The sequence below is a fragment of the Mycetohabitans sp. B3 genome (genome assembly GCF_021498065.1).
Classification (GTDB): domain Bacteria; phylum Pseudomonadota; class Gammaproteobacteria; order Burkholderiales; family Burkholderiaceae; genus Mycetohabitans.
This window is the reverse complement of record NZ_JAHLKN010000011.1, coordinates 85,580-108,354: the sequence shown is the minus strand read 5'-3', so window position 1 is coordinate 108,354 and position 22,775 is coordinate 85,580. Positions and strand designations below refer to the sequence as shown.

Genomic DNA, 22,775 nt, shown 5'->3' with positions numbered 1-22,775 from the left:
ATCTCGATGACGGCGACCGGACAGCGGATCGCCAGCGAATTGGACAAACGACCCGCACCCGCGCATCGGGTAGCCGGGCCGTGGCAGGGAACCGAACCGTGGCCGGGGGCCGGAGAAAGTGCCCGTATTGTAATGGAAGCGCTCGCACTCACCTACTGGCACGCCCAACGGCGTGCGTGTTTGGCCACAACCGGTCACCGGAGCCGCCGGCACCGTGCGATGCCAGTCAAAGAAAAAGCGCCAAATGGCGCTTTTTCGATGGTTGCCGAAACAGCAGGCCTCCCGATATTGTCGTCATGCGTCGTCCGACGCCTCGGCACTGTCGGCCTTCATCGGTTGGCCGGCCTTGCCGTCAACCCGCTCGCGCAACTCCTTGCCCGGCTTGAAGTGCGGCACCCATTTCTCCGGGACCTGGACTCGCTCGCCAGACTTGGGGTTGCGTCCGATCCGGGCCGGACGACGATTCAGTGCAAAGCTGCCAAAGCCGCGTATCTCGATGCGATGACCATTGGCAAGCGCGTCGGACATCGCATCGAGCATCGCCTTGACTGCAAAATCCGCATCCTTTAGGACAAGTTGCGGAAATCGCAGCGCCAGTTGAGCGACCAACTCGGATTTGGTCATGCTGCCTTACTGGTTCTGTTGACCGTCCAGCTTTGCCTTGAGCAACGCACCGAGGTTAGTCGTGCCGCTGGCGGCCGCGCTGCTGTCGGCTTGCAGGCCGCGCATCGCTTGCTGCTGCTCCGCGGAATCCTTCGCCTTGATCGACAGCTGGATACCGCGCGATTTGCGGTCAATGTTGATGACCATCGCGTTGACCTTGTCACCTTCCTTCAGCACATTGCGCGCGTCCTCGACACGGTCCTGCGCGATTTCCGACGCCCGCAGATAGCCTTCGACCTCGGCGCTCAACTGGATCACGGCGCCCTTCGGATCGACAGCCTTGACCGTACCATCGACGGTTGAGCCCTTGTCGTTCATCGCCACGAAGTTGTTGAACGGGTCGCCTTCCAACTGCTTGATACCCAGCGAGATGCGCTCCTTCTCGACATCGATGCCGAGCACCATGGCCTCAACCTCGTCGCCCTTCTTGTACTTGCGAACCGCTTCTTCACCGGATTCGCTCCACGACAGGTCCGACAAGTGCACCAGGCCATCAATCCCGCCCGGCAGGCCGATGAACACGCCGAAATCGGTAATCGACTTGATTGCGCCGGTGATTTTGTCGCCCTTCTTGAAGTTGCGGCTGAAGTCATCCCACGGGTTCGGCTTGCATTGCTTCATGCCGAGGCTGATACGGCGGCGGTCCTCGTCGATCTCGAGCACCATGACTTCCACTTCGTCACCGAGCTGCACCACCTTGCTCGGCGCGACGTTCTTGTTGGTCCAGTCCATCTCGGACACGTGCACGAGGCCTTCGATGCCCGACTCGACCTCGACAAACGCGCCGTAGTCGGTGATGTTCGTGACCTTGCCGAACAGCCGCGTGCCCGATGGGTAGCGACGCGAAATGCCTTCCCACGGATCGTCGCCGAGCTGCTTGATGCCAAGCGACACACGGTTCTTTTCCTGATCGAACTTCAGGATCTTCGCGGTCACTTCCTGGCCCACAGACAGCACTTCACTTGGGTGACGCACGCGACGCCACGCGATGTCGGTGATGTGCAGCAAGCCGTCGATGCCGCCGAGGTCAACGAACGCACCGTAGTCGGTGATGTTCTTCACGACGCCATTGACGATCGCGCCTTCCTTCAGCGTCTCGAGCAGCTTCGCGCGCTCTTCGCCTTGCGTGGCTTCGATCACCGCGCGGCGCGACAGCACGACGTTGTTGCGCTTGCGGTCCAGTTTGATCACGCGGAACTCGAGCGTCTTGCCCTCGTACGGCGTCGTGTCCTTGACCGGACGGGTGTCAACCAGCGAGCCGGGCAGGAACGCACGGATGCCGTTGACCATCACGGTCATGCCGCCCTTGACCTTGCCGGTGATCGTGCCGGTCACAAGCTCGTTGTTGTCCAGCGCCTTTTCAAGCGCAAGCCACGAAGCAAGACGCTTGGCCTTATCGCGCGACAGGATCGTATCGCCATAGCCGTTCTCGAGGGCGTCGATCGCGACCGATACGAAATCGCCCGCCTGCACCTCAACCTCGCCCTGATCATTCAGGAACTCTTCGATCGGAATGTAGGCTTCAGACTTCAGACCCGCGTTGACGACCACGAAATTGTGGTCAACGCGCACGACTTCGGCAGAGATCACTTCGCCTGCGCGCATGTCCTGGCGGGTCAGCGACTCTTCGAACAGAGCCGCAAAAGATTCAGTATTCGGGTTAGAGGTTTGCAGGTCGGACATAAAAATGAAATGGTGCATGGCGGGACTCGGCTTCATGATCGCCGGCGACCGCATGCGGGGTTAAGGGTTGAAAACACATCCCACGTCACTGTGGAATACCTACGGTACTGCTATTCATCACAACTGCATCGGACACTACGAAGCCTCACCACCGATGCATTACTGCCCGGTCCGTCACGGTATAGCCGCAACGCTCACGCCTGCGGGCCTTGCCGGCCATGACCCGCCTTCGCCGCACCGGTAGCTGGGTCGATTTGCTGGTACCAGGCCACGACTCGATCAACCGCTTCACCGATCGACAACGTGGACGTGTCGAGCAGGCGCGCGTCCGCCGCTGGCTTCAGCGGCGCGCTGGCGCGATTTGCATCGCGCGCATCACGCTCGCGCAAATCCCGCAGAAGGTCGTCTATATTAGCAGAAAACCCTTTTTGTATCAATTGCTTATAACGCCTCTGCGCGCGGGCCTCCGCACTTGCCGTCAAAAACACCTTTAATACCGCGTCGGTAAAAATCACCGTGCCCATGTCGCGACCGTCCGCGACCAGGCCGGGCGGCTTGCGGAACGCGCGCTGCCGGGCCACCAGCGCGCCGCGCACCGGCGCGTGTACCGCGATCGCCGAAGCCAACTTGCCGACGGCCTCATGCCGAATCTCGGTCGAGACGTCCACACCATCCAATTGCGCACAGCCTTCGCGAAAGGTGATATGGAGGTCATCGATGAGCGCCACCAGCGCGGCGACGTCGTCCTTGCCCACTCCATAGCGCTGCGCCGCCAGCGCCGCCAGCCGATACAGCGCGCCGCTGTCCAGCAAATGAAAGCCCAGGTGCGCCGCCACCAGTTGCGCGACCGTGCCCTTGCCGGATGCCGTCGGCCCGTCAATCGTGATGACTGGCACGGGTTCATAAAATGGACGATTGGACTTCATTACTCTATTGGAAACTAAAACACTTCAAACGGCCGACCCTACGCACGCGGACCGGCCGGCCGCCGGCACGGGGTCAAGCGCGCGCAATCGCGGCAAATCTGTCGAAATAATCAGGAAATGTCTTACCGACGCAACTGGGATCGTGAATCCTCACCGGAACATTGCCCAGGCTGGCCAGCGAAAAGCACATTGCCATCCGATGGTCATCATACGTGTCGATCGCGGCATTGGGCGTCAGCGCGGCGGGCGGCGCCACACGCAGGTAGTCCGCGCCTTCCTCGACGTGAGCCCCGAGTTTGCGCAGTTCGGTGGCCATGGCGGCGATCCGGTCCGTTTCCTTAACCCGCCAGCTGCCGATGTTGCGCAGCGTGGTCATACCGCTAGCGAACAATGCGGCAACTGCGATCGTCATCGCGGCATCTGGAATCAGATTGAAATCCATGTCCAACGGCTGCAGCTTGCCATCATCTGATTCGACCCCGCACACTTCGATCCAGTCGTCGCCGATCATCACGTTCGCCCCCATACGGACCAACGCGTCGGCAAACTGCACGTCGCCTTGGATGCTGGCCCGCCCGACGCCTTCGACACGCACCGGCCCATGGGCGAGCGCGCCGGCCGCGAGGAAATAGGACGCCGACGACGCGTCGCCTTCAACGACGATCCGCCCCGGCGAGCGGTAGCGCACGCGGCCGGCGGCCGGCACGATGAAGCGCCGCCAGCCATCGCGCTGCACATGCACGCCGAAGCGCTCCATCAAGCGGATCGTGATCTCAATATAGGGTTTGGAGATGAGTTCGCCGTCTACTTCGACTACCGCCTCGCCGCCGGCCGTCTCCACCAGCGGCAGCGTGATCAGCAGCGCAGTCAGGAACTGGCTCGATACGTCGCCCCGCACGCGAATCGGCGCATTCGCGCGAATCGACGCTGGATGCACGAGCAACGGCGGATAGCCCGGATTGCCTTCATAGTCGATTCGCGCCCCGAGCTGCCGCAGGCCATCGACCAGGTCACCGATTGGGCGCTCGTGCATTCTCGGTACGCCATGCAGTCGGTACTCGCCGCCCATGACTGCCAACGCCGCAGTGAGCGGCCGCACGGCGGTTCCCGCGTTGCCGAGAAACAACGCTGCCCGTTTGACTGGAAACACGCGCCCGGCGCCTGTCACGGTGCAACGCCGCTGCACGGCGTCATGCTGCAACACGACGCCCAGTTGTTCGAGCGCGGCCAGCATAACGCGGGTATCGTCCGAATCGAGCAAGTTGTCGATCGTCGTGACGCCCTCAGCCAATGCCGCCAGCAGCAGCACACGATTCGAGATACTCTTGGAGCCAGGCAGGCGCACCGTGCCAGTCGCGCGCGTGTAGGGTCCGAGATCGAGGTATTCCATGATAGAAGTTCCTTTCAGCACCGCTTGAGCTCGGACGCCGCGTCACGCTCGTGGCCCCATTGCGCCCGCGCGCTGCGCGAACGCGCAAACAGCGCTTCGAGCGTCGCACCATCGCCCGCAGCGATCGCCGCGCGTACTGTCCCGAGCACAGCCGAGTAAGCGTCGATCCCGTCTAGCAGCGCATCACGGTTGGCCACGCAGATGTCGCGCCACATTTCCGGATTCGACGCCGCGATCCGCGTGAAGTCGCGAAAGCCCCCGCCGGCGAACGAGAGCTTCAACGCTGCGTCCGGCGCGCGCAGAATCGTCTCGACGAGCGAGAACGACAGCACATGCGGCAAGTGGCTGACGGCGGCGAAAACCGCATCGTGCTGCTGCGCAGTCATCTCATGCAGCGAGGCGCCGCTCGCCTCCCACAGGGCAGCTACCCGATCCACTAACACGCGCGGGTTCTCCGCGAGCGGGCACAACACCACCTTGCGTCCCACATACAGGTCGGCGAGCGCCGCCTCGACCCCGCTGGATTCGCGTCCGGCGATCGGATGCCCAGGCACGAACTGCGCGAGCCGCGCGCCTAGCGCGGCGCGGGCGGCGGCAATGACGTCTTGCTTCGTGCTGCCCGCGTCGGTGACGATCGTGGATCGCTCCAAGTGCGGCGCGATGGCACCGAGCAGCGCACGGGTTTGTGCGACGGGCGCCGCCAGCACGACCCAATCCGCGCCGCGCAACGCGCCGGCCAGCGCGGCGTCATCGTCGATCATGATCGCCTCATCGATGACGCGCCGCTCAAGTGCCGTGCGCAACGAGCCGGCGCCACGGCCGACACCGACGATCGTGCCGGTGCGGCCGTGACGCTCGCGCAGCGCCAACGCCAATGAGCCGCCGATCAGCCCGACGCCGACGACGACAAGTTTATTAAACGAGAACACGGCCACGATACGATAATGTAATAAAGTGTACGGTATGCACCTGCTGGATCAGGACGGTGCCAACGCCTTTTGCAGTGCGGCGAGGAACACTTCATTGGAAGCAAGCGCACGCACGTGGGACCGACCGTATTGCATGGCTGACATGATGTTTCAGGCTCCAGACAAATAACGACGAGGTTGGCCAACAGTTGTGGCAAGCGATGGCGATCACACGTCAGCCGCCAGCGAATGGCCCGCCGGCGCGGGCCCTACCGGGCCCGCGGATAGGAACCGAGTATCTTTACATAGGCTGCGGCATGCTCCAGCTCCACGAGCGCGGCCGCGACCGCCGCGTCGTGCCGATGGCCTTCAAGATCGATATAGAAAAAATACTCCCACGCACTGCTGCGCGCCGGGCGCGACTCGAAACGGCTCATCGATACACCATACTGTGCCAGCGGCTCGAGCATTCGGAACACGGCACCCGGCTCATTCTTCACCGACAAGATCACCGATGTCTTATCGCAGCCCGTCGCACCCGGCGGATCGCCGCCGAGGATCAGGAAACGCGTGCGATTGCACGGATCGTCCTGGATCAACGCGAACGCAGTCTGCAAGCCGTACTGCTTCCCGGCGCGTTCGCTGGCAATCGCCGCGACGGTGGGTTCCACCGCCGCCACCCGGGCAGCCTCGGCATTGCTTGACACCGCCTGGCGCTCGAGCAGCGGCGCGTTGGCAAAAAGCCAGTTCTGGCACTGCGCGAGTGCTTGCGCATGCGCGCATACCCGAGTGACCCCTTGCAACGTGCCGCTTTGCGTAAGCAGATGATGCTGAATCGGCAGCGATAGCTCACCGCTGATCTGCAGCGACGTCTCCAGCAACAAGTCCAGCGTGCGCGACACCGCACCTTCGGTCGAATTCTCGACGGGCACGACACCAAAATCGGCTGCGCCCGCCTCGACCGAGCGGAACACCTCGTCGATCGACACGCACGGCAAGCCGGTCATCGATTGGCCGAAATAGCCGAGCATCGCCTGCTCGCTATAGGTGCCCTCCGGGCCCAGGTACGCAGCCCGCTGCGCTTTCTCAAGTTGGCGGCTCGCCGCCATGATCTCGCGCCAAATCAACGCGATATGCTCGCCACCCAGCGGCCCGGCAGATAACGCCTGCAGACGCGAGATCACCTGCTGCTCGCGCTCCGGCTGGAACACTGGCGCGTTATACGCCTTCTTGACCTCGCCGACCTCGAGGGCCACCTGTGCACGCTGGTTCAGCAGCGTGATCAATTGCCAATCGATCTCGTCGATGTGCTCGCGCAATGGCTTGAGCTTCAAATCCAATTCTTCGTCCATCGCAACATCGGCCCGTGAAAAAAACCGGTCCTGGGTCCACGCGACCTCAGGCGCGGCGTTGCTCGAATTCCTTCATGTATTCGACGAGCGCCTTTACGCCGTCCAACGGCACCGCGTTGTAGATCGATGCCCTCATGCCGCCAACGGACCTGTGGCCCTTCAGTTGCAATAGCCCTCGCGCGTTCGCGCCGGCCAGGAAATCGTCGTTGCGCGATTCGTCAGCAAGAAAGAACGGCACGTTCATTCTCGAGCGCGACCCGCGTTCGACCTGGTTTGAGTAAAAATCGCTGCCGTCGATGAAGTCATACAGCAGCGTGGCCTTCTCGATATTGCGCGCCTCGATCGCGGCAAGACCACCCTGGCGCTTTAGCCATTGAAACACCAGCCCGGCGACATAGATCGCATACGTAGGGGGTGTGTTGTACATCGAGTTGTTCGCGGCAATCGTCTTCCACTCGAACGCCGATGGGCAAATCGCGAGCGAGCGATCCAGCAGATCCTCGCGCACGATTACAATCGTCAAGCCGGCAATGCCAATGTTTTTCTGCGCGCCGGCAAACAACGCACCGCACTTGGCCACGTCCATCGGGCGCGACAGAATGTGTGACGACGCATCGACCACCAGCGGCACATTGCCCAGGTCGGGAAACTCGAACATTTCGACGCCGTCAATCGTTTCGTTCGAGCACACGTGCACGTACGCAGGATCATCGCAGAGCCGCCATTCCGACACTGCCGGCATCCGCGTGAAACCCACATCGGTTTTGCCCGAGGCGGCAATATGCGCGTTGCAATACTTCTTTGCCTCGTGATAGGACTTCTGCGTCCAGGCGCCGGTCAACACGAAATCCGCACTCGAGCGCGAGCCTAGCAGGTTCATCGGCACAATCGCGTTCGCGCCGAGCCCGCCGCCTTGTAGAAATAGGATCTGGTGGCTGGCCGGCACTGCCAGCAGTTCACGCAGGTCGAGCAATGCCCGCTCGTGGATCGACGAGAATTCACGGCCGCGGTGGCTCATTTCCATCACGCCCATGCCGCAACCGTGCCAATCGAGCATCTCGTCGGCAGCCTGTTGCAATACCTCTTCAGGCAGCGCCGCGGGGCCCGCCGAAAAATTGAACGCTCGCATCTGGGACTCTAGCTGAAACGAACGCAAACAACGCGCCTGCGTCGAAAAAAAGCAATGGCCGCTTGCAGTATCGCAAACGACCATTATGACATCGCCATCGCAGCACCGCCAAGTGACTGACGGCGCCCAGCCCGCCGCTCACGCGCCGCCGCGTCCCGCATGGCGGCGCGCATCCGCGGCCAACGTTACTTCGCCTTGACCGCGGCCACTTCCTTGTCGGCCTGGTCGCGCGTTGCCTTGATCGATGCCGGCATGTACTTTTGCATCAGGCCGCTGACCACGTCGCGGCCTACCTGATCCTGCACCTCGATGAACTTGCGGCCAGTCGGGCTCTTGTAGAACGCCGTCAGGTCTTTGATTTCCGATGCCGAATAGTACTTCGCATACGCTTCATACTGCGCCTGCATCGCATCCTGGCGGAATGGTTCGCTGTTGAATACCGTGCCGGCGGATTCCACGAGCTTGGGCACAGCATTTTTTTGCAGCGTCGGCACGGCGGCCTGCTTCTGCTTGTCGTTGAGCGCCTTGTTCTCGGTCAGCGCATCAGACAGGATCGCCGGCACCAGTTGCTTGGCTTGCATTTGTGCGCTGGTGGCAATGGCGCCGACCAGCTTCGGCGCGTCGATCGCATCGAGCAGGTCCTTGATGGCGGCCTGTTTGGCCGGATCGATCGGCGCTGCACTGGGGGTCGAAGCCGCGCCGCCCTGCGCAGGCAGCGCCTGTGCCATCGCCAACGTCGGCACGAAAAGGGCCAGCAACATCCACTGCTTGAATTGTTTTTGCATCACGACTCCCATGAAAAAGTTGTTCTGTCGACCCAGCGCTCGCTCCGCAGCCCCACCCGGCTGACATGCATTCAGCCGGCCGTCATTCGTCAGCGCCACCCGTCTCCGCGTCGGACTCGGCGTCAGCTTCCGCGTCGGTCTCAGCGATCTGCTGCAAGCCCGACAGCTTGGTGCCCTCGTCAAGGCTAATTAGTGTAACACCTTGCGTTGCGCGGCCCATCTCACGGATCTCAGAAACGCGCGTACGGATCAGCACACCAGCGGTCGTAATCAGCATAATCTCGCTATCCGGTTCAACCAGCGTCGCGGCGACCACCCGGCCATTGCGCTCCGAGGTCTGGATCGCGATCATACCCTTCGTGCCCCGCCCATGCCGCGTGTATTCGGCAATCGGCGTGCGCTTGCCGTAGCCGTTCTCGGTTGCGGTCAGCACCGATTGCGACTCGCCGCCGGCCACTAGCAACGCGATCACCTGCTGGCCGTCCTCGAGCTGCATGCCACGCACGCCGCGTGCCTCCCGCCCCATCGGCCGCACGTCGTTCTCGTCAAAGCGCACCGCCTTGCCGGCGTCGGAGAACAGCATCACGTCATGCTGTCCGTCGGTGATCTGCGCGCCGATCAGGAAATCACCATCATCGAGCCCCACCGCGATGATGCCCTTCCTCAGCGGCCGCGAGAACGCCTCCAGCGGCGTCTTCTTCACGGTGCCAAGCGACGTGGCGAGGAATACGAACTTGTCAGCCGAAAATTCCTTGACCGGCAGCACTACGTTGATTTTCTCGCCTTCCTGCAGCGGGAACATATTCACGATCGGCCGGCCGCGCGAGTTACGCGAGCCCTGCGGCACCTCGTAGACCTTAAGCCAATACACGCGCCCGCGATTCGAGAAGCACAGGATGTGATCATGTGTGTTCGCGATGAACAACGTCTCGATCCAATCGTCGTCCTTCATCACGATCGCCTGCTTGCCACGGCCACCGCGCTTTTGCGCACGATACTCGGACAGCGGCTGCGACTTGATGTAGCCGGCATGCGACATCGTGACGACCATGTCCTGCGGCGTGATCAGGTCCTCGGTACCAAGCTCGGTGGCGTTCAATTCGATCTGCGAGCGCCTCGGGTCACCGAATTCCGCCTTGATCGCGACCAGCTCGTCTGCAATGATCGTGCGGATCCGCTCCGGCTTGGCCAGGATATCCAGCAGATCGGCGATCTGCGCCATCACCTCGCGATACTCGGCGGTGATCTTGTCTTGCTCCAGGCCGGTCAAGCGCTGCAAGCGCATCTGCAGGATTTCCTGCGCCTGCGTGTCCGACAGCTTATACAGCCCATCGGATTGCATGCCGAAGATGGGCGCCAGCCCATCGGGGCGGAACGCATCGCGCCCGCCCGGGGTTTCGCCTTGCGCGCGCAATAGCATGTCGCGCACTAGCGCCGAGTCCCACGCGCGCGTCATCAACTCCTGCTTTGCGATCGGCGGCGTCGGCGCCGCCTTGATGATCGCAATGAACTCGTCGATGTTCGCCAGCGCCACCGCCAGGCCTTCCAGCACGTGGCCGCGCTCACGCGCGCGGCGTAACTCATAGAGAGTGCGGCGCGTGACGACTTCGCGTCGATGCGACAGGAAGCACTCCAGCAGCTCGCGCAGGTTCAGCAGCTTCGGCTGGCCGTCGACCAACGCGACCATGTTCATGCCAAACGTATCCTGCAGCTGCGTATTCTTGTACAGATTGTTGAGCACAACCTCCGGCACTTCGCCGCGCTTAAGCTCGATCACCACGCGCATGCCGCTCTTGTCGGACTCGTCACGGATATCGGAGATACCCTCAATCTTCTTCTCGTTGACCAACTCGGCGATGCGCTCAAGCAGCGAGCGCTTGTTCACCTGGTATGGCAACTCATCGACGATGATCGCCATGCGCTGGCCGCGGTCGATCTCCTCGAAATGGGTCTTGGCGCGCATGACAACGCGGCCACGGCCGGTACGATAGCCGTCGCGCACACCTTGCACGCCGTAGATGATCCCCGCCGTCGGGAAATCGGGCGCTGGGACGAGCTCGATTAGCTCGTCGATCGACGCTTGTGGATGATTTAACAGATGCTGGCACGCGTCGACGACTTCGTTCAAGTTATGCGGCGGGATGTTCGTCGCCATGCCGACCGCGATACCGGACGAGCCGTTGATCAACAGGTTCGGGATCCGCGCCGGCAGCACCTGCGGCTGGGTCTCGCTGCCGTCGTAGTTCGGCTCAAAGTCCACGGTCTCCTTGTCGATATCAGCCAGCAGCTCATGGCCAATCTTCGCGAGCCGGATCTCGGTGTAGCGCATCGCCGCGGCGTTGTCGCCGTCGACCGAGCCGAAGTTGCCCTGCCCGTCCACCAGCATGTAGCGCAGCGAGAAATCCTGCGCCATGCGCACGATCGTCTCGTAAACCGCGCTGTCGCCGTGCGGGTGGTATTTACCGATCACGTCCCCGACGATACGCGCGGACTTCTTGTACGCGCGATTCCAGTCGTTGTTTAGCTCATGCATCGCATAGAGCACGCGCCGATGCACCGGCTTAAGTCCATCACGCGCATCGGGCAGCGCGCGGCCCACGATCACGCTCATCGCGTAGTCGAGGTAGGAACGGCGCATTTCCTCTTCGAGAGAAATGGGCAGGGTCTCTTTGGCGAATTGATCCATTTATTGGTGTCTTTGACAAACTCTGGCGGTGCCGGCCCCGGGTCGCGAGCGTGGCGTGGGCGCATGTACCGGCGTGGCGGTAGCGGACAACGCGTATCACACGATTCTAGCATGCGAGCCCCGGCGGCCTCGGCGCGCAGTGCCGCGCGCGAGCGGGCACGCAGCTTCACCGACGCGCTAATCCCGAATCTGAAGCGCCGTGCAGCGCCAAGGGGCGCATCGGCCGTGACGGCTCGCGCGTGAATGTCGCGGGTCGCCGCCCAATTCATCCCCCTTCTCGACGGCGTCACGAACGCCTATCTACAATGCCGCACAGCCAAGCCAGACAGTGTTCTTCGGCGACTGTTGCGAGCAAACCACAATTGCCGGATCAAGGCCTAGCGAGGAGGATAAATTTATCGTTGGATAGGACCGGTATGGCAAAATGTGGCGCAGAAGTCAGTCACTGTTCGAAGTGTATACATCGGTTTTTCGCATTGCCATAATGTTATACTTCGCGCAATGTCTGACTTGTCTTCGTCAACAGGCTCGCAGTAAAACTGCGGTAATCTCAATTTCGAGAGGAGAAATATGAATAAACTTTCAAAGCTCGCGTTCATTGCAGCTACCGCGGTCATGGCTGCATCCGCATCGGCACAGTCGGTGCCAGCTTCGCGACAAGCTGCCAACGACAACTGGGCAAACGGCACCGGCGAATACGTGTGGATGAACGGCACGAGCGAGCTTTGCTGGCGCGATGCTTTCTGGACCCCGGCCACCGCGAACGCAAAGTGCGACGGCGCGCTGGTAGTTCAGGCTCCGACGCCGCCGGCACCCCCGCCGGTCGTACCAGCACCCATCATCACGAGCCAGAAGGTCACTTATCAGGCGGACACGCTGTTCGACTTCGACAAGGCGGTGCTGAAGCCAGCCGGCGAAGAAAAGCTCGATGATTTGGCATCGAAAATCCAGGGTTTGAATCTCGAAGTGGTCGTCGCCACGGGTTACACCGACAAGATCGGCTCGGACAAGTACAACGAGCGTCTGTCGCTGCGCCGCGCGCAAGCGGTGAAGACCTATCTAGTCAGCAAGGGCATCCCGGACAACCGCATCTACACGGAAGGCAAGGGCAAGCGTAACCCGGTCGTGACGGACTGCAACCAGAAGAACCGCAAGGCGTTGATCGCGTGCCTGGCACCGAACCGCCGCGTGGAAGTGGAAGTCGTCGGTACGACGAGCCAAACCATCGATCCGTCGAGCCAGCCCGCCGGTACGACGAACCAGCCCATCGATACGTCGAACCAGCCTGTCGGTACGCCGAGCCAGCCGCAGCAATAAATCGGCTCGCTTGCAACCGAGGTTTCTCGCCCTGCATCGGCAGGGCTTTTTTTTGCCCTTATCCGAGTGTCACCCACGACACCGCACGTTCCGCTCGGCGCCAATTGCGACATCATCGCGCAGGCACCGCTTTGCCGGCGTGTCAGTGGCCCGATATACTAGTCATTATTAGCCCGCGTGAACAGTTCGCGGCGCCGCGCCGCCTTGCTGCCGCCCCCGCCTTGCCCGTCATGACCAACGCCGATCCACACGAACTGCAGAAATTCAGCGATCTCGCTCATCGATGGTGGGATCCCAAAGCCGAATTCAAGCCGCTTCACGACATAAACCCGCTGCGACTGTCTTGGATCGACTCGCACGCCCATTTGCTCGACAAACGGGTGCTCGACGTCGGCTGCGGCGGCGGCATCCTGTCGGAGTCAATTGCGCAACTGGGCGCCGCGTCGGTCAAGGGAATCGATTTGTCCGAGAACGCACTGGGCGTCGCCGACCTGCACAGCCTGGAGAGTGGCGTGACAAACGTCGAGTATGAAGAAATCTCCGCGGAGGCACTCGCCGACCGCGAGCCGGCGACCTATGACGTGGTCACTTGCATGGAGATGCTGGAGCACGTCCCGCAGCCGGCGAGCATCGTGCGCGCCTGCGCGCAGTTGGTGAAGCCGGGCGGCTGGGTGTTCTTCTCGACGCTGAACCGAACCCTGAAGGCCTATTTATTCGCGGTAATCGGCGCCGAATACGTGATGCAAATGCTGCCGCGGGGCACGCACGACTACACGCGCTTCATCAAGCCATCGGAGCTTGCAAAGTTCGTTCGTGACGCTGGATTGCTCGCGCATGAGTTCAAGGGCGTAGCCTATCACCCGATCGGCCAGCGCTTCGCGTTGACCGACGATACCCGCATCAATTACATGCTTGCGTGCCAGCGCGCCGCGTGAACTGCAACAACATGACAGACACCCTCTCGCCGGCCGCCTCGGTACCCGCCGTGCTCGCGACCTGCCGCGCAATCTTGTTCGACTTGGACGGCACGATCGCCGATACCGCGCCGGATCTGGCGGCAGCGGTCAACAAGATGCGCCGCGTGCGCGGCTTGTCGGCGGTGCCGCTGCAGAGGCTGCGTCCGCTGGCCTCGGCCGGTGCACGCGGGCTGCTCGGCGGCGCATTCGGCATCGGGCCACAAGACCCCGATTTCAGCGCGATGCGAGAAGAGTTTCTCGCCAACTACGAGGCTGATCTTTGCATCGACACGACACTGTTCGACGGCATTCGTCCATTGCTTGACGGACTGTCCGCGCGCGGCATTCAGTGGGGCATTGTCACGAACAAGGTCGAACGGCTGGCATTGCCGCTGGTCGCCCGGCTGGGCCTGGGCGCCGCCGCCGGATGTGTGATCGGTGGCGATACCACACCGTACCCGAAACCCCACCCTGCGCCGCTGTTGTTGGCCGCACAGCGGCTCGGCATCGCACCGACCAGCATGGTCTACGTCGGCGATGACCTGCGCGATATCGAAGCCGGCAAGGCGGCCGGCATGCTGACCGTCGCAGCGGCCTATGGCTATTGCGGCAACGACGTGGCTCCGTCCGATTGGGCAGCCGACCACGTGGTCGAAACGACAACGGAACTCCAGCGCCTGCTCGAGGTCATGTCAAAGTAACACGGACGCGGTAGGTTGGGCGTGCCCGTCCCTTGAAAGCCGCCCCATCGACCGCATCTGACGTTCTGTGAGACAATAGTTGTCTACTTTTCGGGGCCGACCTGGTTTCGACGTGGGTAGCGAAGCAATTCAGGGCATACCGAGGACCCGTCACCTCGTAAATCAATGGGACTTAAGTAACTGCGAACGACGAAACGTACGCACTGGCCGCTTAACACCGGCCTGCCTCGCACTAGCTCGCTGACGGGCTAGGGTCGCAAGACCGCGCGAGGTCATTCACGTCAGCTAATCCCCGATGAAGTCACGGCGCCGGGGCCGAAAATTGAGTGACTCGCCGTAGCGAAGCGTGTTCGTCCGCGTCGGTGCGGTTAAAGCAAACGACTGGACTAAGTATGTAGAACTGGTTGTAGAGTGCTTACGGACGCGGGTTCGATTCCCGCCGGCTCCACCAATATGCGCGTACGCCAGCAGTGCCTGCTGGCGTAGAACATCGGCAGCAGAATCACCGTACGAACGATATTTCACGACGCCGACACGTTGTCACGCCGTCGATGACGCTTGTTTAGCGAGACGCTGGAGAACCATCGCTTCAGCAAAGACGGACGCTGGCGTTCGGGCAACGGCGGCACTGGGATTGCCTCAGGAAGCGCAGGGCTACGTCCTGGCACATTCGACGTCGATTGACTGCGCCCGATAGCGCGATGGCGCATGACTGGTGTCGTACTGCTGTTCACCGGTACGTCCTGATGCGAGCCTCGCATGGGTTTTGTCGTCCGATCGGCGCGATTGGGATACGTGGCACAGAAATACTCAAGCACGGCCTCCCGGCTAACACCAAGCGGCTCGACTCGATGCAAATACCGATCCGCTGCTTCTTCTGCAGACTGCGGCTCTTTTGCATAACTTCCATCCGAAGATCGAATACTGACTGTTGGCGGAATCGACTCCTCTGCAGTCTTGCGGGGTCCTGCGTTCACATACTGCGTATTCCATTGAGCATACGTATTTCTAATGTCCTTGACTACATTAGAAGTACGTAGGTTTCCATTGGCGAATTGCTCTTCTATAAATTGCGTCGGTGACTGCCTAGGTTTAACGGGATATTGATTCACCCTGAACTGCGCGAGCAATCCTGTCCCATGCCGTGTGCTAGGAGCGGTAAGCCGGTGGCGATACAGGCTTGCTAACGGCACATCATCGTCTGCTTCCGATACCGACGAATCGCTGATACTGCTCGATGGTTGGTTGTACTTGAGGTCCCCGGTGGAATATAGGTTCCGTGGGTTCGACTGAATCGTCATATTGCGTTAGACCTTACCTTGTGGCGAAAACTCACACTACCCCAGATCGCCGACAATCGAGGCGCATACGCGATTACACATTAGCACCGGCGAAACAAGCAAACATCCTGCGTTTCTTCAATGACCTGCAACCTTCCTAATTCAATATCGAATTCTCAATGCTGGATGAACCACCACGCGACTGCCGCGGCGGCGGGCATCCTATCCAGTTGGGCAATCATGTGTCGAAAGGAACCACTGCGTAACTCGTCGGCGATCATCGCCAAGAGTAGCGTATAAATTGTATCCTCGTAGCAAATAAAATAGCGTTCCTTATCAAATAGGTGATCGCACCCACGCTGCCCTGATATCGAATATCTACCGGCATCTCCGCATCGGCCAGCGTTTGCGCCAATGCTGCGATCGCGTGCCCTTGCGATGCAGGGATCCGCATACTGCATCGCGCCGGCGTAATGAGCCTCCTAATCTTGTCCATTCCTTCGGTGCGCAGCGACTGCGGACTGAGCCGCTCCGCCCGTATGCACTCGGCCCAAAGCAGCTTTTTACCCAGTGGCGACAGCACCGGACCATGACCTGGAGCTTGACCAGCAACGGGCCGCTGAGCCGCTGTTGCTGGCTGCACAGCGGCTCGGCATCGCACCGACCAGCATGGTCTACGTCGGCGACGACCTGCGCAATATCGACGCCGGCAAGGCGGCCGGCATGCTGACCGTCGCAGCGGCCTATGGCTATTGCGGCAACAACATGGCCCCGTCCGATTGGGCAGCCGACCACGTGGTCGAAACGACAACGGAACTCCAGCGCCTGCTCGAGGTCATGTCAAAGTAACACGGACGCGGTAGGTTGGGCGTGCCCGTCCCTTGAAAGCCGCCCCATCGACCGCATCTGACGTTCTGTGAGACAATAGTTGTCTACTTTTCGGGGCCGACCTGGTTTCGACGTGGGTAGCGAAGCAATTCAGGGCATACCGAGGACCCGTCACCTCGTAAATCAATGGGACTTAAGTAACTGCGAACGACGAAACGTACGCACTGGCCGCTTAACACCGGCCTGCCTCGCACTAGCTCGCTGACGGGCTAGGGTCGTAAGACCGCGCGAGGTCATTCACGTCAGCTAATCCTCGGTGAAGTCACGGCGCCGGGGCCGAAAATTCAGTGACTCGCCGTAGCGAAGCGTGTTCGTCCGCGTCGGTGCGGTTAAAGCAAACGACTGGACTAAGTATGTAGAACTGGTTGTAGAGTGCTTGCGGACGCGGGTTCGATTCCCGCCGGCTCCACCAATATTCAAAACCCCAACCACGCTCGGTTGGGTTTTTCTTATGTGCTTCCGCCACGCCTCTCTCCTTCCTCTACGTCAAAAAGCTGCCAGAGCCCGCAGGCAACACGTCTCACGCTCATTTAAATCAATGGGTTGGGTGTTGTTCAACCAATCGGTTGTTTTCTGGCATGGGTATCCAATCGGTTTTCAGAGTCACCCACCTCGTGCCGGTCATTCACAGATGCGGTCGATGGATCAGCTTGAGTAACTTGACGCATCAAGGAATTATCCTTACCATCAATGGATGCAGGGGAGAAGAGCCATGTCCACCATTCATGAAGTCGCCACCATCACCTCGAAAGGCCAGATCACGCTACCCAAACCGATCCGCCAAGCGCTCGGTGTGGACTACGGTGGCAAGGTGGCGTTCGACCTGCACGGCTCGCAGGTTATCGTGACCCGGGCCGAGGATTCTGCCCATGAAGATCCGGCCATCGGGAGCTTTTTGGCATTGTTGGAAACAGACATTCGAAACGGGCGACACCTGACCACCTTGCCCAACGATCTCGTGCAAGCCATGCTGGCGACACTACCCCAGTTTGTCGACCTGGCCGCAGACATTGAAGGCGATGTGGCGCTGTGATCCAGCGTCACGGGTGGAATGTGCTCTTTCACGAATGTTTAATTGAGCAGCTAGTAAAACTGCATGCTGCGACTCAACGTGCGCAACAGCAAGATCCGCAGGGTTTCGAGTCCAACGCCAACGTCCGGCTGTTCGCTGCACTGTCGAAGTTGATATTCGAGGCCGTGCCGAGTGATCCGAACCGCGAGGAATACCGCCAAGGCAATACCATGGGCGCTGAGTTTCGGCACTGGCGGCGCGCAAAAATCGGACGACGATTTCGGTTGTTTTTTCGGTTCGACTCGAAAACCCGGATCATCATTTTTGCGTGGGTGAATGATGAAAACACCTTGCGCTCTTCCGGCAGCAAAAGTGATCCGTATGCCGTCTTCCAACGGATGCTGGAGCGCGGGCACCCACCGGACGATTGGGCTGCGCTGGTGTCGGCGAGCCAGTCCGATTGGAAGTAGGCCGGGCGGCCGCGGCGAGGGTAAGCCAGCCGTCGCGGCGACGTATTGCCGCACGGCCGAGCCCTCGATCGCGTGGCCGTTTTAAGCCGGGTTAGGTAGCTGCTGAATCAGCGCTTCGACTTGCGTGCCTTGACATGGTCCGGCAGCGTGGGAATCGGCGGGACAGACGACTCATCGGCGGGGCGCGAGGTGACGGCGGTATCCGACATCGACTTACGGCGCTTCACACTAAGTTTTCTCGTCAATGTCGAAAAACCGTTGCGAAAATTGTCCACCGACGCGCTGCGCGTACGAAGCTTAGACTGCTGCTTCGCTGACGAAGCGGGCGTTGTATCCGCCGCCGCGGCAGCAACACCTGGCACGGTTTGGTTGTTTAGCTTCATCGATTGGGCCGAGCTAGAGCGTCGTCGCCCTATGCTTTGAAGCGAGCTGGCCAAGCTGCTGAAGGTTCCTCGACGGCGTTTACCCGGCTGCTTAGGTGCCTCGGGTTGGACGTCATGCTTCGCATACTTATCCCAGCCGCTAATGGCCTCATCGACAAGTTTGATCATCAAATCGGCTTGCGCATCGATTCCCTTGGCAAGATGATCAATGAATCGTTTGATATCCGTCTTTAGCTGCGCGTCCTCTCCTGCGAGATGATCAGCAAGCCGCGCCGTAGCCGTCTTTGACTTTGCCTCCCCAACGCCCAGATGATTAACAAACGGCTCCACAGCCGTTTTTTGCTTCAAGTTCTCAGCTTTTTGAGACCAAGTCTTTTCCTCTTCAGTAGATAGTAGCTCAACGAACCGGCTCCTCAGCTTCGGTGAACTCGTACTTTCGAAGGATTGCCTGCTCGATTCAGCAGGCGAACGCGTCACCTCGCTCGACTCTTCGTTTCCGCGATGCCGGGAACGCAGGCCTGCCAGCTTACCCGGCCGCCCAGTACTTGGCGCCCTGCTCCGACTCTTCGGTGATAGCGAATCCGTATCTTTAATGTTTAACAAACGATCCAAGCCGATGTCCATCGGCAAGTCTGTCACGGAAATCTGCTGCGGTGAGTACACTTTCGTCATAGCGCTTGACATCCTTCTATCGTGCTGAACCCGCACACTACATCAATGCACGACTCAAGCTATTCAGGTACGCGATCACATATTGCCGTGCGCGAAGGCCCCGCTCACCGCCGTCCTGACGCTCCGTCAATGATCAGGAAACCGAATAGAATACCGCGGCCCCACCCCTTCCTGAAGCAGGACGCAATCGCCGCAGCACGCGGCATCGTACCCGTGCAGCCGCGCCACCGCGCCCTTAAACACGTCGCCGCGCAACTCATCGATAATCGTTGATAACGGCGCCATATCAAGCGCGGCTTGCTCGCACGCGAAGTAGTAATCCTCATCGACGATCGGAACGAAGTCCAGTCCGAAATACGCAGCCGCCGGCTGGACGCCGAACCCAACATCGGCCTTGCCGCTCGCCACGAACGCCGCGATCGCCGAATGCGTCAGTTCGGTTGACGCGTAGCCGTTAATGCGCGTCGGATCGATACCGATATCGCGTAGCATCAGGTCGAGCAGCATTCGTGTGCCGGAGCCCGGCTGGCGATTAACAAAGCGCAAGCCTTCGCGAGAAAGGTCGGCGAGGCCGCCGATGTGCTCTGGGTTGCCCTTCGGTACGAACAACCCCTGCTTGCGGCGAGCCAGGTGAATCAGCACATGACGCTTATCGTCCAGCCATGGCCGGTAGACGGCCGCACATACTGCACGGAACGGTCCAATCGGCAAGTGGAAACCGGCCAGGTCGCATTCGCCGCGCGACAACGACGCGACGGCATCCGCGCTGTCCCGATATCGGATCTCCACCGAGGTGCCGCCTTCGGCGAGCGCTTGAACTAGCGCCGCGACGGCATACCCGTGTGACGCGTGAATCCGCACGTCGTGCCGCGCTGAGGCCAGCAATCGCTGGATTTCATCGGTAACTTCGACACCGAGCGACTGCGCGAGCGGCCCCAGCCGTTCAATACGCACGCGTTCGGCCCACAGCAGTTTTTCGCCGAGCGGCGACAGCAGCGAACCTTGGCCTCGAACCTTGACCAGCAACGGACCGCCAAGGCGCTGTTCGGCCGTGCGCAGCATACCCCATGCGTGCCGATACGAGAGACCGAGCGCTTGCGCCGCGCTCGCAATACTGCCTAACTCAACCAGTCGCGTCAGCAGCAGGATCACGTCCGACAAGCGCACGCTCGTGTGATCATCCGCTATGATCCGCAATTCGGACACCGCTTCGATCCTGGGCGTCTTCATATGCAATTCCCTTTCCTATTGAAATCGGCACCGGCAACGTCTAACGTTCAGGAAATATTCATTCCACGAACGATATATGAATCTATAAATCATATATCATCCCCACCGGAGGCCCCTTGGCAGAACCCGCTACCGGCCGCGCAATGGGCGCCGCATTGGCGCCAGAGGCGGCAGCCCGGCTTGTTATGCACCACACCAGTGCGGCAGCGCGCGCCGTACCGGGACATTCGCTTTTAAGCGTCTTACACGCCATCCAAGACGACGTCGGTTACATCCCCGACGGTGTCATCGCCCCGCTGGCCCAGGCAATGAACTTGTCGCGCGCCGAAGTTCACGGCGTGATCACGTACTACCACCACTTCCGCACGTCGCCGCCGGCCGCCGTGACCGTCCAGTTGTGCCGCGCCGAATCCTGTCGCGCGATGGGCAGCGAAGCACTGGCGCGGCATGCCGAGGCCCACACGAGTCGCCGCTTCGATGCGTGTCGCCACGACGACGCCCATCGCGCGGCGCCCACAACGGCCAGCGCCGCGCCGCGGGCTGATGACCCAGCGGTCGAGCTACAATCCGTCTATTGTTTGGGTTTGTGCGGCACCTCCCCGGCGATGACGGTTAATGGCAAGCCATACGCTCGTGTCACGCCGGCGAAGCTCGATACAGTGCTCGCCGCGGCGATCGACGACGCGCGATCGGGAGCGCACCGATGACAATTCGCCTCTACGTCCCGTCCGATACGACTGCGATCGCGTTTGGAGCCGATGAACTCGCACAGGCCATCGCGGGACAAGCCGCACGGCGTGGGCTCGACATTGAACTGATACGAAACGGCTCGCGAGGGTTGTCTTGGTTAGAGCCACTTGTGGAGGTCGGCACGGCCGCCGGCCGCATTGGCTACGCCAACGTTGCGCTGGAGGACATCGACGCGTTGTTCGACTCGGGTTGGCATGCCGATGACGACGCTACGCAGGCGCAGGCAGCGGCCCATCCGAAATGCGTCGGCCTCGTCGAGGCCCTCCCCTACTTGAGCAAGCAGCAACGTTTGACCTTTTCCCGGATCGGCATCGTCGATCCGCTGTCGATCGACGACTATGTGGCGCACGGTGGCCTGCAAGGCCTGCGCCGCGCGTTGCAGATGGCGCCAGCCGCCGCCTGCCAACTCCTAATCGACGCCGGACTGCGCGGACGCGGCGGCGCCGCGTTTCCGGCAGGCATCAAGTGGCGCACGGTACTGCAAGCCCAGGCAGACCAAAAATATGTGGTCTGCAACGCGGATGAAGGCGATAGCGGCACGTTCTCGGACCGCCTGTCGATGGAATGCGATCCATTCGGCCTGATCGAAGGCATGATCATCGCCGGCGTGTCGACCGGCGCGACGCAAGGCTACCTCTACGTACGCAGCGAGTACCCGCTGGCGATTGCGCGATTGAACGCGGCGATCGCCCGCGCACGCGCCGCCGGCTGGCTCGGCCCGGACGTGCTGGGCTCCGGTCGAGCCTTCGATCTATTCGTCGCGAAAGGCGCCGGCGCGTACGTCTGCGGCGAGGAGACGGCGCTGCTCGAATCGCTCGAAGGCAGGCGCGGCATCGTGCGCGCAAAGCCACCGCTGCCTGCGTTAGTCGGATACCGGGGCAAGCCGACAGTGATCAACAACGTAATCACGTTGGCGTCTGTGCCGATCATTTTCGCGCGCGGCGATGCGTTCTATCGGGACTTCGGCATGGGACGCTCGCGTGGCACGCTGCCGTTCCAACTCGCCGGCAATGTACGGCGCGGCGGGTTGGTCGAACTCGCGTTCGGCGTCACGCTGCGCGAACTGGTGTTCGAATTCGGAGGCGGCACAGCGAGCGGACGCCCCGCGCGCGCGATCCAGGTCGGCGGGCCGCTCGGCACCTATCTGCCGCCAAGCCAGTGGGACGTGCCGCTGGACTACGAAGCCTATGCGGCGATCGGCGCCGTCGTGGGCCATGGCGGCATCGTGGTCCACGATGACACCGCCAACCTGGCCGCGCTGGCGCGTTACGCGATGCACTTCTGTGCACTCGAATCATGCGGTAAGTGCACGCCATGCCGGATCGGCTCCACGCGCGGCGCGGAGGTCATCGACAAGCTTCGTGCACCGGAGCAGGATGCGCGCGTGCGCGCACGCCACGTGACGTTGCTGCGCGAGCTGTGCGACACGATGCTGCACGGCTCGCTGTGCGCGATGGGCGGGATGACCCCCTACCCGGTGCTGTCCGCGCTAGACCATTTCCCCGAAGACTTCGGCCTTGCGGCCGCCGGCGGTGACACGCCATACGAGCCTGAACGCAGCGCCGCAGTATGACGACACACGCGCGCCGCCTTC

The 22,775-nt window shown here is 61.2% G+C and carries 18 protein-coding genes, 2 other RNA genes and 1 pseudogene; 10 read left to right on the top strand and 11 right to left on the bottom strand.

Features of this window, described 5'->3' with window-relative positions:
* Positions 1 to 294: 294 nt before the first annotated feature.
* From KQH55_RS02495 to gyrA, 9 genes are all read right to left on the bottom strand, one after another.
* A complete protein-coding gene (locus KQH55_RS02495) occupies positions 295 to 624 on the bottom strand; it encodes an integration host factor subunit beta (RefSeq protein WP_076785279.1) in 330 nt (109 codons plus the stop codon).
* A gap of 6 nt (positions 625 to 630) precedes the next feature.
* Complete coding sequence (rpsA, locus tag KQH55_RS02490; protein WP_306666069.1) at positions 631 to 2,364, bottom strand: 30S ribosomal protein S1; 1,734 nt, start codon at positions 2,362 to 2,364, stop codon at positions 631 to 633.
* Positions 2,365 to 2,540: 176 nt separating this feature from the next.
* On the bottom strand, positions 2,541 to 3,272 hold the full coding sequence (gene cmk / locus KQH55_RS02485) for a (d)CMP kinase (RefSeq protein ID WP_076797064.1): 732 nt from the start codon (positions 3,270 to 3,272) through the stop codon (positions 2,541 to 2,543).
* 73 nt (positions 3,273 to 3,345) lie between these two features.
* Positions 3,346 to 4,662 (bottom strand): 3-phosphoshikimate 1-carboxyvinyltransferase, encoded by a 1,317-nt coding sequence (gene aroA / locus KQH55_RS02480; RefSeq protein ID WP_235090134.1) that lies wholly within the window; start codon positions 4,660 to 4,662, stop codon positions 3,346 to 3,348.
* 14 nt (positions 4,663 to 4,676) lie between these two features.
* Positions 4,677 to 5,597 (bottom strand): prephenate dehydrogenase/arogenate dehydrogenase family protein, encoded by a 921-nt coding sequence (locus KQH55_RS02475; RefSeq protein WP_076797062.1) that lies wholly within the window; start codon positions 5,595 to 5,597, stop codon positions 4,677 to 4,679.
* Between the two features lie 242 nt (positions 5,598 to 5,839).
* Positions 5,840 to 6,922, bottom strand: a complete 1,083-nt coding sequence (pheA, locus tag KQH55_RS02470) for a prephenate dehydratase (RefSeq protein ID WP_076797061.1) — start codon at positions 6,920 to 6,922, stop codon at positions 5,840 to 5,842.
* 46 nt (positions 6,923 to 6,968) lie between these two features.
* Positions 6,969 to 8,051: a 3-phosphoserine/phosphohydroxythreonine transaminase gene (gene serC, locus KQH55_RS02465; protein ID WP_076785284.1), complete on the bottom strand. Its 1,083-nt coding sequence runs from the start codon at positions 8,049 to 8,051 to the stop codon at positions 6,969 to 6,971.
* Positions 8,052 to 8,236: 185 nt separating this feature from the next.
* Positions 8,237 to 8,836, bottom strand: coding sequence for a DUF2059 domain-containing protein (locus KQH55_RS02460; protein WP_235090133.1), 600 nt, complete (start codon positions 8,834 to 8,836; stop codon positions 8,237 to 8,239).
* A gap of 82 nt (positions 8,837 to 8,918) precedes the next feature.
* The gene (gene gyrA / locus KQH55_RS02455; protein WP_076797060.1) at positions 8,919 to 11,522 is read right to left on the bottom strand and encodes a DNA gyrase subunit A; all 2,604 of its coding nucleotides are present in this window, start codon (positions 11,520 to 11,522) and stop codon (positions 8,919 to 8,921) included.
* Between the two features lie 570 nt (positions 11,523 to 12,092).
* Between gyrA and ompA the strand changes: the two genes are divergently transcribed.
* From ompA to KQH55_RS02415, 8 genes and pseudogenes are all read left to right on the top strand, one after another.
* On the top strand, positions 12,093 to 12,839 hold the full coding sequence (gene ompA / locus KQH55_RS02450) for an outer membrane protein OmpA (protein WP_235090132.1): 747 nt from the start codon (positions 12,093 to 12,095) through the stop codon (positions 12,837 to 12,839).
* Positions 12,840 to 13,069: 230 nt separating this feature from the next.
* Positions 13,070 to 13,774 carry a bifunctional 2-polyprenyl-6-hydroxyphenol methylase/3-demethylubiquinol 3-O-methyltransferase UbiG gene (gene ubiG, locus KQH55_RS02445; protein ID WP_076797388.1) on the top strand — a complete coding sequence of 235 codons (705 nt, stop codon included), beginning with the start codon at positions 13,070 to 13,072 and terminating at the stop codon, positions 13,772 to 13,774.
* 11 nt (positions 13,775 to 13,785) lie between these two features.
* Entirely contained in the window at positions 13,786 to 14,496 is a 711-nt protein-coding gene (locus tag KQH55_RS02440) for an HAD family hydrolase (protein ID WP_235090131.1), read from the top strand.
* Between the two features lie 92 nt (positions 14,497 to 14,588).
* Positions 14,589 to 14,947: a transfer-messenger RNA gene (gene ssrA, locus KQH55_RS02435) on the top strand.
* Positions 14,948 to 16,400: 1,453 nt separating this feature from the next.
* Positions 16,401 to 16,625, top strand: a pseudogene (locus KQH55_RS02430) (HAD family hydrolase); the annotation flags it as partial.
* Between the two features lie 92 nt (positions 16,626 to 16,717).
* Positions 16,718 to 17,076, top strand: a transfer-messenger RNA (tmRNA) gene (gene ssrA / locus KQH55_RS02425).
* 300 nt (positions 17,077 to 17,376) lie between these two features.
* The gene (locus KQH55_RS02420; RefSeq protein WP_076785287.1) at positions 17,377 to 17,697 is read left to right on the top strand and encodes a type II toxin-antitoxin system PrlF family antitoxin; all 321 of its coding nucleotides are present in this window, start codon (positions 17,377 to 17,379) and stop codon (positions 17,695 to 17,697) included.
* Entirely contained in the window at positions 17,697 to 18,146 is a 450-nt protein-coding gene (locus KQH55_RS02415) for a type II toxin-antitoxin system YhaV family toxin (RefSeq protein WP_076787329.1), read from the top strand. Before KQH55_RS02420 ends, KQH55_RS02415 begins: the two co-directional genes overlap by 1 nt.
* Positions 18,147 to 18,253: 107 nt before the next feature.
* On the opposite strand, the gene KQH55_RS02410 is transcribed toward KQH55_RS02415, so the two are convergent.
* The gene (locus KQH55_RS02410) at positions 18,254 to 19,201 is read right to left on the bottom strand and encodes a hypothetical protein (protein WP_139337448.1); all 948 of its coding nucleotides are present in this window, start codon (positions 19,199 to 19,201) and stop codon (positions 18,254 to 18,256) included.
* 126 nt (positions 19,202 to 19,327) lie between these two features.
* Positions 19,328 to 20,431 carry a substrate-binding domain-containing protein gene (locus tag KQH55_RS02405; protein ID WP_076797055.1) on the bottom strand — a complete coding sequence of 368 codons (1,104 nt, stop codon included), beginning with the start codon at positions 20,429 to 20,431 and terminating at the stop codon, positions 19,328 to 19,330.
* 143 nt (positions 20,432 to 20,574) lie between these two features.
* On the opposite strand from KQH55_RS02405, the gene KQH55_RS02400 reads away from it, so the two are divergent.
* Both KQH55_RS02400 and KQH55_RS02395 read left to right on the top strand, forming a co-directional pair.
* The gene (locus KQH55_RS02400) at positions 20,575 to 21,138 is read left to right on the top strand and encodes an NAD(P)H-dependent oxidoreductase subunit E (protein ID WP_076797387.1); all 564 of its coding nucleotides are present in this window, start codon (positions 20,575 to 20,577) and stop codon (positions 21,136 to 21,138) included.
* A complete protein-coding gene (locus tag KQH55_RS02395) occupies positions 21,135 to 22,754 on the top strand; it encodes an NADH-quinone oxidoreductase subunit NuoF (RefSeq protein ID WP_235090130.1) in 1,620 nt (539 codons plus the stop codon). Before KQH55_RS02400 ends, KQH55_RS02395 begins: the two co-directional genes overlap by 4 nt.
* Positions 22,755 to 22,775: the final 21 nt, after the last annotated feature.

Coding starts and splice junctions, on each gene's coding strand:
- KQH55_RS02495 (WP_076785279.1), bottom strand. CDS start 624: ATGACCAAATCCGAGTTGGTCGCTCAACTGGCGCTGCGATTTCCGCAA.
- rpsA (WP_306666069.1), bottom strand. CDS start 2,364: ATGCACCATTTCATTTTTATGTCCGACCTGCAAACCTCTAACCCGAAT.
- cmk (WP_076797064.1), bottom strand. CDS start 3,272: ATGAAGTCCAATCGTCCATTTTATGAACCCGTGCCAGTCATCACGATT.
- aroA (WP_235090134.1), bottom strand. CDS start 4,662: ATGGAATACCTCGATCTCGGACCCTACACGCGCGCGACTGGCACGGTG.
- pheA (WP_076797061.1), bottom strand. CDS start 6,922: ATGGACGAAGAATTGGATTTGAAGCTCAAGCCATTGCGCGAGCACATC.
- serC (WP_076785284.1), bottom strand. CDS start 8,051: ATGCGAGCGTTCAATTTTTCGGCGGGCCCCGCGGCGCTGCCTGAAGAG.
- KQH55_RS02460 (WP_235090133.1), bottom strand. CDS start 8,836: ATGCAAAAACAATTCAAGCAGTGGATGTTGCTGGCCCTTTTCGTGCCG.
- gyrA (WP_076797060.1), bottom strand. CDS start 11,522: ATGGATCAATTCGCCAAAGAGACCCTGCCCATTTCTCTCGAAGAGGAA.
- ompA (WP_235090132.1), top strand. CDS start 12,093: ATGAATAAACTTTCAAAGCTCGCGTTCATTGCAGCTACCGCGGTCATG.
- ubiG (WP_076797388.1), top strand. CDS start 13,070: ATGACCAACGCCGATCCACACGAACTGCAGAAATTCAGCGATCTCGCT.
- KQH55_RS02440 (WP_235090131.1), top strand. CDS start 13,786: ATGACAGACACCCTCTCGCCGGCCGCCTCGGTACCCGCCGTGCTCGCG.
- KQH55_RS02420 (WP_076785287.1), top strand. CDS start 17,377: ATGTCCACCATTCATGAAGTCGCCACCATCACCTCGAAAGGCCAGATC.
- KQH55_RS02410 (WP_139337448.1), bottom strand. CDS start 19,201: ATGACGAAAGTGTACTCACCGCAGCAGATTTCCGTGACAGACTTGCCG.
- KQH55_RS02405 (WP_076797055.1), bottom strand. CDS start 20,431: ATGAAGACGCCCAGGATCGAAGCGGTGTCCGAATTGCGGATCATAGCG.
- KQH55_RS02400 (WP_076797387.1), top strand. CDS start 20,575: ATGGGCGCCGCATTGGCGCCAGAGGCGGCAGCCCGGCTTGTTATGCAC.
- KQH55_RS02395 (WP_235090130.1), top strand. CDS start 21,135: ATGACAATTCGCCTCTACGTCCCGTCCGATACGACTGCGATCGCGTTT.